At 66.9% G+C, this 9,027-nt stretch carries 8 protein-coding genes, 1 tRNA gene and 1 pseudogene; 9 read left to right on the forward strand and 1 reads right to left on the reverse strand.

Going from position 1 to position 9,027, the window contains the following annotated elements; translation table 11 throughout:
• Positions 1 to 49 precede the first annotated feature (49 nt).
• The 9 genes and pseudogenes from G205_RS16480 to G205_RS16520 all read left to right on the forward strand — a co-directional run bounded on the left by G205_RS16480 (position 50) and on the right by G205_RS16520 (position 8,027).
• Positions 50 to 949: a ParA family protein gene (locus G205_RS16480; RefSeq protein ID WP_009358982.1), complete on the forward strand. Its 900-nt coding sequence runs from the start codon at positions 50 to 52 to the stop codon at positions 947 to 949.
• Between the two features lie 8 nt (positions 950 to 957).
• Positions 958 to 1,770, forward strand: coding sequence for a segregation and condensation protein A (locus G205_RS16485; RefSeq protein WP_009358983.1), 813 nt, complete (start codon positions 958 to 960; stop codon positions 1,768 to 1,770).
• Positions 1,767 to 2,425 (forward strand): annotated as a pseudogene (scpB, locus tag G205_RS16490) (SMC-Scp complex subunit ScpB). The gene G205_RS16485 and the pseudogene scpB overlap by 4 nt, the downstream one beginning before the upstream one ends.
• 106 nt (positions 2,426 to 2,531) lie before the next feature.
• Positions 2,532 to 3,719: a pseudouridine synthase gene (locus G205_RS16495; RefSeq protein ID WP_009358985.1), complete on the forward strand. Its 1,188-nt coding sequence runs from the start codon at positions 2,532 to 2,534 to the stop codon at positions 3,717 to 3,719.
• A gap of 3 nt (positions 3,720 to 3,722) precedes the next feature.
• The gene (locus G205_RS16500; protein WP_009358986.1) at positions 3,723 to 4,835 is read left to right on the forward strand and encodes a prephenate dehydrogenase; all 1,113 of its coding nucleotides are present in this window, start codon (positions 3,723 to 3,725) and stop codon (positions 4,833 to 4,835) included.
• Entirely contained in the window at positions 4,832 to 5,545 is a 714-nt protein-coding gene (gene cmk, locus G205_RS16505; RefSeq protein WP_009358987.1) for a (d)CMP kinase, read from the forward strand. Before G205_RS16500 ends, cmk begins: the two co-directional genes overlap by 4 nt.
• 31 nt (positions 5,546 to 5,576) lie before the next feature.
• Positions 5,577 to 6,257, forward strand: a complete 681-nt coding sequence (locus tag G205_RS16510; RefSeq protein ID WP_052014163.1) for a lysophospholipid acyltransferase family protein — start codon at positions 5,577 to 5,579, stop codon at positions 6,255 to 6,257.
• 10 nt (positions 6,258 to 6,267) lie between these two features.
• Positions 6,268 to 7,818, forward strand: coding sequence for a ribosome biogenesis GTPase Der (gene der, locus G205_RS16515; protein WP_009358989.1), 1,551 nt, complete (start codon positions 6,268 to 6,270; stop codon positions 7,816 to 7,818).
• A 132-nt stretch (positions 7,819 to 7,950) separates the two neighbouring features.
• Positions 7,951 to 8,027: transfer RNA gene (locus tag G205_RS16520), tRNA-Pro, on the forward strand.
• A 63-nt stretch (positions 8,028 to 8,090) separates the two neighbouring features.
• On the opposite strand, the gene G205_RS16525 is transcribed toward G205_RS16520, so the two are convergent.
• Positions 8,091 to 9,027, reverse strand: a 937-nt coding sequence (locus G205_RS16525) for a polysaccharide deacetylase family protein (RefSeq protein WP_235047013.1), incomplete at its 5' end; no start/stop codon positions are given.

A 9,027-nucleotide genomic window follows, 5' to 3' on the forward strand; every position in this document is an offset into this window, starting at 1 on the left:
GGCCATCCAGCGGCAGGACAACCCCGTCATCGAAAGTGTGGACAGATACGTGAGCAGCGAACAGGGTTCAGCAACTCTGGAAGGCACCGCATTCGACCTGGACAACGCGGTGATGGGCCCCACGGGGCGCCCATACCGCGAGTTCCCGGAACCCGCGCCGCTTTCCTCCCACGGTCCCGCCCGCGTCATCGCCATGGTGAACCAAAAGGGCGGCGTCGGAAAGACCACCTCGACCATCAACCTGGCCGCGGCCCTGGCCGAATACGGCCGCCGCGTCCTCCTGGTCGACTTCGACCCCCAGGGCGCGCTGTCAGCCGGCCTCGGCGTCAATCCGCACGAGCTTGACCTCACTGTCTACAACGTCCTCATGGACCGCAAGGTGGACATCCGCCAGGCAATCCACCAGACGGCCGTGGACAACGTGGACCTGCTGCCTGCCAACATCGACCTCTCCGCAGCGGAAGTCCAGCTGGTCAACGAGGTTGCCCGCGAGCAGGTCCTGGACCGGGCGCTGAAGAAGGTCGAAGACGACTACGACGTCGTCCTCATCGACTGCCAGCCGTCCCTTGGGCTCCTGACCGTCAACGCCCTTACCGCGGCCCACGGGGTCATCATTCCGCTGATCTGCGAGTTCTTCGCCCTGCGCGCCGTGGCGCTGCTGGTGGAAACCATCGATAAAGTCCAGGACCGGCTCAACCCCCGCCTGCAGGTGGACGGGGTCCTCGCCACCATGTACGACGCCCGCACCCTGCACAGCCGTGAAGTCATCACCCGGCTGGTGGAGGCCTTCGGGGACAAGGTCTTTGAGACCGTGATCAAGCGGTCCATCAAGTTCGCCGACGCCACCGTTGCCGCGGAACCCATCACCAGCTACGCCGCCACCCACGTGGGCGCGGACGCGTACCGCCGGCTCGCCAAGGAACTGATCTCGCGCGGCGGAGCGCCGTAGCCATAACCGTGGCCGACTCCAAGCCCGGCTTCGAGGTGCAGCTCGCCAACTTCACGGGTCCTTTCGACCTCCTGCTGGGCCTCATCGCCAAGCATCAGCTGGACATCACCGAGGTGGCCCTCGCCACGGTGACCGACGAATTCATCAAGTACATCCGCAAACTGCAGGAACTCGGCGAGGAATGGGCCCTTGACGAGGCCAGCGAATTCCTCGTGATCGCGGCAACGCTGCTGGACCTCAAGGCCGCCCGGCTGCTGCCTGCCGGTGAGGTGGAGGATGACGAGGACATTGCGCTGCTCGAAGCCCGCGACCTGCTTTTTGCCAGGCTCCTGCAGTATAAGGCTTTCAAGCATGTGGCAGGCCTGCTGGGCGAGACCCTCCACCGGGAAGGGCAGCGCTTCCCCCGGCAGGTTGCCCTGGAAGAACACTTCGCGCGGATGCTGCCCGAACTGGTGTGGAAACACACCCCGGCACAGTTCGCCGCGCTGGCCGCGGCGGCCCTCCGGCCCAAAGCCCCCCAACCCACCGAGGTGGGGACCGCCCACCTCCACGGCAGCCAGGTCAGCGTGAGGGAGCAGGCGGAAATCCTGGGACTGCGGCTGCAGCAGGATTCGCCGCAGACTTTCCGGGCACTGATTTCCGACGCCGACTCCACCCTGGTGGTGGTGGCCCGCTTCCTGGCGCTCCTGGAGCTCTACCGGGACAAGGCCGTAGCCTTCGACCAGCTTTCGCCCCTGGCAGACCTGGCTGTCCACTGGACCGCCGGGCTGGGGGATTGGTCAGCAGAAAACCTGAGCGAGGAATACGAGGTGCAAGCGTGAACGAGCAGCTGCCGGACGGCTCCCTGCCCGGACAAACGGTCCATGACCTTCCCGGCGGGGCCAAGGCGCCCTGGAAGCGGTACTCATGGTCCTCGACCAGCCGGCCACCGAGGAAGAACTCGCCGCCGGGCTCGACCTCACTGTCGACGACGTCAAAACCCTGCTGGCAGAACTCTCGGTCGACTATAACGGCTATACTGGTAAGGCCCCGGATACGGAAACGGCCAGCACGCCTGGTTTTGGTTCCAGCCCCCGGGGTTTTGAATTGCGGAACATCGCCGGTGGCTGGCGTATCTACTCGCGGGCGGAATTTGCTGACATCGTTGGCAAATACGTGCTCGAAGGGCAGACTGCCAGACTCACCCAGGCGGCAATGGAAACACTCGCGGTCATTGCCTACCGCCAGCCGGTTTCCCGGGCACGGGTGTCTGCGATTCGCGGCGTCAACGTTGACTCTGTTGTACGGACACTGGCCCAGCGCGGGCTGATTGAGGACGCGGGAACGGATCCCGAGTCCGGGGCAATCCTTTACCGGACCACCTCCTACTTCCTGGAGCGTCTGGGAATCAGCTCAGTGGCGGACCTGCCGCAGCTGTCCCCGCATCTGCCGGGGCTGGAAGGCATCGCGGAGTTCTACGACGCCGAAAGAATGTAGGCCGCGGCCTGCGCAGTAATTTTTTATCAGGGCAGAGCAAATCTGCAGGGCTGGCTAGGGTTGTTGTTGGACACCTTTGACAGCCAGGAACATTGAAGGACGGGTCATGACACAGGCGGGACGCCAGGGTTCACCACGCAGCGGTTCGGGACGCAACCTCCCACAACGCAACACCTCGGGAGGCAGCGCCGGGGGCGGCTCCCGGGGAGGAGCGGCAAAGCGCTCCACAGGTTTCGGCGGCGATCGCCCGCACCGGGCACCCAAGCCGCGCGAGGAACGCTTCGTCGATCCCGACGAAGCCGGCGCCCGGCAGGGGCGCGGCGCCACTGACAAGCCCGCCAAGCCGTCGTCGCGGAAGCCCTCAGCGCGCAAGCCCGGCGCGAAGAAGGCGCCCGGAACCCCGGGTGCGCCCAAGGCCAAGCCCCGTACTGCCGTTCCAGGTGCAGCAGCTTCGCGCGCTTTCGGCAGCGAACGCTTTGGCCAGAACCTCGGCCCGCTCCGCAAGCCCTCGCGCAGGAAGGGTCCCGGCCGCGACGTGCCGCAGTCGGAACTCCACGACGCCGACGGCATCCGCCTGCAAAAGGTCATGGCGTCCGCCGGCGTGGCCTCGCGCCGCGTCTGCGAGGAAATGATCGCCGAAGGGCGCGTGGAGGTGGACGGCCAGGTGGTCACCGAACTCGGTGTCCGTGTGGATCCCAAGACCGCCGTCATCCACGTGGACGGCCTGCGGATCCAGCTGGACGAAAATCTGGTCTACATGGTGTTCAACAAGCCCAAGGGCGTTGTCTCCACCATGGAGGATCCCGAGGGCCGTCCGTGCATCAGCGATTTCCTGAAGAACACCAAGAACAAGGGCGAGCGGCTCTTCCACGTGGGCCGCCTGGACGTTGCCACCGAGGGTCTGCTGCTGCTGACCAACGACGGCGAACTTGCCAACCGGCTGACCCACCCCTCCTACGAAGTCCCCAAGACCTACCTGGTCCAGGTGCGCGGGCCCTTCCCGCACGGTATCGGCGCGCAGCTGAAGGCCGGTGTTGAACTGGAGGACGGCCTCGCCTCCGTGGACTCCTTCCGCCTGGTCGACTCCACGCCGGGCCACGTCCTGATCGAGGTTGTGCTGCACTCGGGCAAGAACCGCATTGTCCGCCGCATGTTCGACGCCGTCGGCTTCCCGGTCCAGCGGCTGGTCCGGGTCAAGGTCGGCCCCATCGGACTGGGCGACCAGCGCCAGGGCAGCATCCGGAACCTCGGCAAGCAGGAGATCGGCCACCTGCTGGCATCCGTAGGGCTCTGAGCCGTGTCCGCTTTCAAGAGCCAGGGCCGCGGGCACCTGGACGGTCCGGTGGTGGTGCTCGGCACCGGCCTGCTCGGAGCGAGCATCGGCCTGGGGCTGCGGGGCCGCGGAGTGCCGGTCTTCCTGTCCGACCCCTCGCCAACCAACCAGGCCGTGGCAGTGGATATCGGGGCCGGCCGTCCGCTGTCCGAACTGGGCAGCAGCCGGCCCCAGCTGGTGGTGGTTGCCGCGCCGCCTGACGTCACGGCGGACGTGGTGCGGCAGGCCCTCGCGGACTACCCGGATTCCGTGGTGGTGGACATCGCCAGCGTGAAGGCGGACATCCTCGCCCGGCTGCGGAGCAGTGGCGTGGACCTTTCCCGCTACGTGGGAACGCACCCCATGGCAGGACGGGAAAAGTCAGGGCCGGTTGCCGCGCGCGGCGAGCTGTTCACCTCCATGCCCTGGGTGGTGTGCCCTTCCGGGGAAACCTCCGGAGCCGCCCTGCAGACTGCCCGGTCACTCGCCACCGACCTTGGCGCGGTTGTTTCGCAGTTCACGGCCGACGAACACGACGAGGCCGTGGCACTGGTGTCCCACCTGCCGCAGGTCATGTCCTCACTGCTGGCCAGCAGGCTGCAGGGCACCCCGCTGCACGCCCTGTCCCTGGCCGGCAACGGCCTGCGGGACGTCACCCGGATCGCTGCCAGCGATCCCACGCTGTGGGTCCAGATCCTGGGCGGCAATGCGGCGAAGGTGGTGGAGATCCTGTACGGCGTGAGGGAGGACCTGAACCGCCTGATCAACACGCTGGAACAGCCCACGGCTCCTGGTGCGCGGCTGGACCTCGCGCAGCTGATGAGCGAAGGCAACGCAGGCCAGGCACGGATTCCCGGCAAGCACGGCGGGCCGCCGCAGGCCTATTCCTGGCTGACGGTCCTGGTGGACGACAAGCCCGGCCAGATCGCCCGGCTGCTGACCGAGATCGGTGAAATCGGCGTTAACGTTGAAGACCTGCGGCTGGACCATTCATCCGGACAGAACGTGGGCATGGTGGAATTGTCAGTGTTGCCGAACAAGCACGACCACCTGATCGAAGCATTAAACGACCGCGGATGGCGGGTACTTCAGTCATGACACAGGAACTTCTCGACACCATGCCCGCGCTGCGCATCGGCAGGCCGCTGGTCGTTGCCATCGATGGCCCCTCAGGGTCCGGCAAGTCCAGCGTCAGCAAGGAAGTGGCCCGAAGGCTCCGTCTTGCCTACCTCGATACCGGGGCAATGTACCGGGCGCTGACCTGGTACTGCGTCACCAACGGCATCGACCTGGACGATGCCGCCTCCGTGGAGCAGGCTTCACGCGACCTCGTGCTGGAGCTGAGCACCAGCCCGCAGCAGGAATTCGTGCGGGTGGGCGGGGTCGACGTCACGGACGCGATCCGGGAACCGGCCATCTCCTCGGCCGTCAGCGCCGTCGCCACCACCCTGGGTGCCAGGACCGAACTCATCCGCCGGCAGCGGGAACTGATCGAAAAGCATCACCGCCGCATGGTGGTGGAAGGCAGGGACATCACCACCGTCGTCGCGCCCGGAGCCGAAGTCCGCATGCTGCTGACGGCCAGCGAGGAAGCCCGGCTGCGCCGCCGCGGCATCCAGCTGGGCGGAACGCAAAACGCGGAGCAGCTGGCCGCGCAGGTGACCCACCGGGACGCCAAGGACTCCACCGTCGTGAACTTTACGCAAGCAGCCGACGGAGTAGTCACGCTGGACTCCTCGGACCTTGACTTCGAGCAGACCGTTGACGCTGCCCTGGTCATAGTCACCAAGGTCCTCAACCGTGACTGATGCCAGGCCGGCGGTCCCGTCCGGGTGGACCATGTCCTGGAGCAGGCCGGTGGGCTGGGCCCTGGACCACCTCGTCTACCGGACCACCGTCACCGGCAAGGCAAACGTCCCCACCGGAGGGCCGGTGATTTTCGCCGGAAACCACATCAGCTTCCTGGATGGACCGGTGATGTTCGGTGCCTCGCCGCGGCCCATGCACATCCTGGTCAAGCAGGAGATGTTCAAAGGATTCCTGGGCCGGGTGCTGACCGCCTCCGGGCAGTTGCCCGTTGACCGGCGCGGCGACAGGGCGGCGCTGCAGCGCAGCAGGGAACTGCTCGACGCCGGCCGCTGCGTGGGGATCCTCCCCGAAGGAACGCGGGGGAGCGGCGAAGCCGCCGGCATCAACGGTGGGGTTGCATGGCTGGCACTGAACACCGGCGCCCCGGTGGTGCCGGTGGCCATCCTTGGCACCCGGACGGGGAATGAGCACCTGGACTTTGTGCCGCCGCCCGGCCGGCGGTTCCACGTCAGCTTCGGCACGGCCCTCACCCTCGGCCGCCGGGCCGGCGAAAGCGGCCGTGCTTCAATGGACAGGGCAGCGCAGGAGATCCGCGCGGCACTGGCAGGGCACGTCCGGGACGCCGTCCAACTCAGCGGCCAGCCCCTGCCATTCGCCGAAACCTCCAAAGACTTAACAGCAGTAGCCGGGACGCCGGCAGATGACCACTAAGGACAGTGCAATGAGCGACACCACGCAGACCCCCGGCCTCTCGGGCCCCGGCGAAGACGAATACACGCCCACGGGCACCGACCAGGTGGCCGAACGGCTGGCAGCCATTGACGACGACGAGGCCGAGCTTCGCGCCGCCTCCCTCCGGGCGGGCCTGGAGGACTACGACCTGGATGAGGAAGACGCCGCCCTGCTCAGCGGGGAGTACGGCGACGAGGACTTCGAAGGCCCGGTCAAGCTTGACCCGGTCCTGGCCATCATCGGGCGCCCGAACGTGGGCAAGTCCACCCTGGTGAACCGCATCCTGGGCCGGCGCGAAGCCGTGGTGGAGGATACACCCGGCGTGACCCGCGACCGTGTCATGTATTCCGCGAACTGGAACGGCCGCAACTTCACGCTGGTGGACACCGGCGGCTGGGAACACGACGCCCGCGGCATCCACGCCCGCGTTGCGGAGCAGGCCGAGATGGCCGTGGAACTCGCCGACGCCGTCCTGTTCGTCGTCGACTCGGCCGTCGGGGCCACCGCCACCGACGAGGCCGTGATGAAGATGCTGCGCCGCAGCAAAAAGCCGGTCATCCTGGTGGCCAACAAGGTGGACGACTTTGCCCAGGAAGCCGATTCCGCCGTCCTGTGGGGCCTTGGTTTCGGCGAGCCGTACCCCGTCTCCGCCCTTCACGGCCGCGGAGTAGCCGACCTGCTCGACCACGTGATGGACGTGCTGCCGGAATTTTCCACCATCGAGGGCCTGGAGCGTTCCGGCGGGCCTCGCCGGATCGCCTTGATCGGCCGTCCCAACGTGGGCAAGTCGTCCCTGCTGAACAAGCTGGCCGGGTCCGAGCGCGTGGTGGTGGACAACACTGCCGGCACCACCCGCGACCCCGTGGATGAATTCATCGAGCTCGGCGGACGCACCTGGCGCTTCGTGGACACCGCCGGCATCCGCCGCCGCCAGCACATGGCGCAGGGCGCGGACTACTACGCCTCGCTCCGGACCCAGGCCGCGCTCGAAAAGGCGGAGGTCGCCGTCGTGCTCCTCGCCGTGGACGAAGTCCTCAGCGAGCAGGATGTGCGCATCCTGCAGCTGGCCATCGAGTCCGGCCGCGCCCTGGTCCTGGCCTTCAACAAGTGGGACCTGCTGGACGACGAGCGCCGCCGCTACCTGGAGCGCGAGATCGAGCAGGACCTGGCTCATGTGGACTGGGCGCCCCGGGTGAACATCTCCGCCAAGACCGGCTGGCACAAGGACCGCCTGGTGCCCGCCCTGGATCTGGCGCTGGAAAACTGGGATCGGCGCATCCCCACCGGGCGGCTGAATGCCTTCCTGGGCGAGCTGGTGGCAGCACATCCGCACCCGGTCCGCGGCGGCAAGCAGCCCCGCATCCTCTTTGGAACGCAGGCATCCAGCCGGCCGCCCAAGTTCGTGCTGTTCACCACCGGATTCCTGGATCCGGGATACCGCCGCTTCATCACCCGCCGGCTGCGGGAAACCTTCGGCTTCGAGGGCACCCCCATCGAGGTCAGCATGCGCGTGCGGGAAAAGCGGGGCCGGAAGCGTTGATCCGGATGTTGTCTTCGACACGTTGGGGCTGAAATCCCGAAAGTGTCACAGGCACCCTTCCGGATCGTGTAAGCTCTTCTAGGTGGTTCGGCCGGACTGCTGATGGAAATCAGCGGAGAACGGCGGAACCAGCGGGCTGTAGCGCAGCTTGGTAGCGCACTTGACTGGGGGTCAAGGGGTCGCAGGTTCAAATCCTGTCAGCCCGACCACAAAGCCGCGGAAACCTCAAGGTTTCCGCGGCTTTTGCGTTGGTGGAACTTTAAAGGCGCTGGCTAGCCGAGGGCGGCATCGAGGGTAACGAAGCCGTAGCCTGCCGCCCGGAGTTGGGAGATTACCTCCGGGAGGGCCGCGGCGTCGAGCGTTGAACCGTCGTCCGGGTTGGAGCCGAGGTGCATGAGGACGATCTGCCCGGGCTGCGCGGAAACCATGACGCGCTGGACGACGAAGCCCGGGCCGCGCGTTCCGTTCATCGTGCCTTGCCAGCCCAGGGTGTCAACGGTCCAGCGGACCGCGGTGTAGCCGGCGGCGTTGACGTCTGCGATCGTGCGGGAATCGCGGGCGCCAAACGGGAAGCGGAAGAACGGGCGCGGGTCTCCTCCAGCGGCCTCGATGGTCCTCTGGGCGCTGCCGATCTCGGCCGCGATCTGCGCACTGGTCAGGGTTGTGAAATCCGGGTGGGTCATGGAGTGATTGCCGATCCGATGCCCCGCGTTGTAAATCAGCGCCGGGTCTGAGGGGAACTGGTTGACCCAGTCTCCGGTGAGGAAGAACGTGCCCGGGACGCCGTTGGCTGCGAGGGTGGCGAGGATCGATCGGAGGCCGGCGTCGTTGGCACCGGCGTCGAATGTGAGTGCGACAACCTTCTGCGTGGTCGGAATGCGCTCAAGATCGACGCCCAGGAGCGCCGGCGGGACGCTGGTGTAGATGACCTCGATCCTGCCACTGGCCGTGTGCACCAGGATGGAACCGTGCTGGAAGTCGCTGCGGCGGCCGTCCTTGATGCCGTACTCGCCGCTGGTCGGGTAGCCGAGCCGGCTGCGCTCCCACCCGAGGGCCACCCACTGGGCCCGGATGGCTCCGTACACCTCGTGGGCTCCTGTCGCGGGTGAAAAGTAGATCGAAGAGGCCATGTTGGTGCCGCTGAAGTGGTTGTACCGGCCGATCCCGTCGGGGGTGCCTGTCTCGTCCGACACGGGGAATCCGAGCACG

This window comes from Arthrobacter nitrophenolicus, from assembly GCF_000332815.1.
Taxonomy (GTDB): Bacteria; Actinomycetota; Actinomycetes; order Actinomycetales; family Micrococcaceae; genus Arthrobacter; species Arthrobacter nitrophenolicus.